General features: G+C 48.5%; 2 tRNA genes and 1 rRNA gene. All 3 read right to left on the reverse strand.

Features of this window, described 5'->3' with window-relative positions:
* Positions 1–177 precede the first annotated feature (177 nt).
* Positions 178–253 (reverse strand) — tRNA-Ala (locus AM629_RS21415).
* Between the two features lie 129 nt (positions 254–382).
* A tRNA-Ile gene (locus AM629_RS21420) sits at positions 383–459 on the reverse strand.
* Positions 460–526: 67 nt separating this feature from the next.
* A 16S ribosomal RNA gene (locus tag AM629_RS21425) occupies positions 527–602 on the reverse strand; the annotation flags it as partial.

Here is a 602-nt window from a genome sequence, read left to right on the forward strand (position 1 = left end):
GCTTATTCGCTTAACCTCACAACCCAAAGACGTCTTGGGTCGCAGAGTGTTGAGAGACTCTTCAATAATACCTCTCGATATTACTGACAGTTTTCAATTTTCAGCTTGTTCCAGATTGTTAAAGAGCAAAATAATTCACAGCATACTGTCACCAATATACTCTGAAATAGTGTTATATGGTGGAGCTAAGCGGGATCGAACCGCTGACCTCCTGCGTGCAAGGCAGGCGCTCTCCCAGCTGAGCTATAGCCCCATACAGAAATAAACCGTCATCGCAGTTTATACAAACCTTTTCACCGCCGTCAGTTTCAACGCGGAGCACGCAGCGTGCACCAGCACAGGAGTCATGCAGCGTCCGAAAATGCCACGGAGGAAAAGCGTTTGGTAGGCCTGAGTGGACTTGAACCACCGACCTCACCCTTATCAGGGGTGCGCTCTAACCACCTGAGCTACAAGCCTGTCGCAATAACGTATTCTCTTCTTTCATCAGACAATCTGTGTGAACACTCACTCAACGCATCTCAGGTAAGGAGGTGATCCAACCGCAGGTTCCCCTACGGTTACCTTGTTACGACTTCACCCCAGTCATGAATCACAAAGTG

The sequence above is a fragment of the Photorhabdus heterorhabditis genome, assembly GCF_001280945.1.
Lineage (GTDB): Bacteria > Pseudomonadota > Gammaproteobacteria > Enterobacterales > Enterobacteriaceae > Photorhabdus > Photorhabdus heterorhabditis.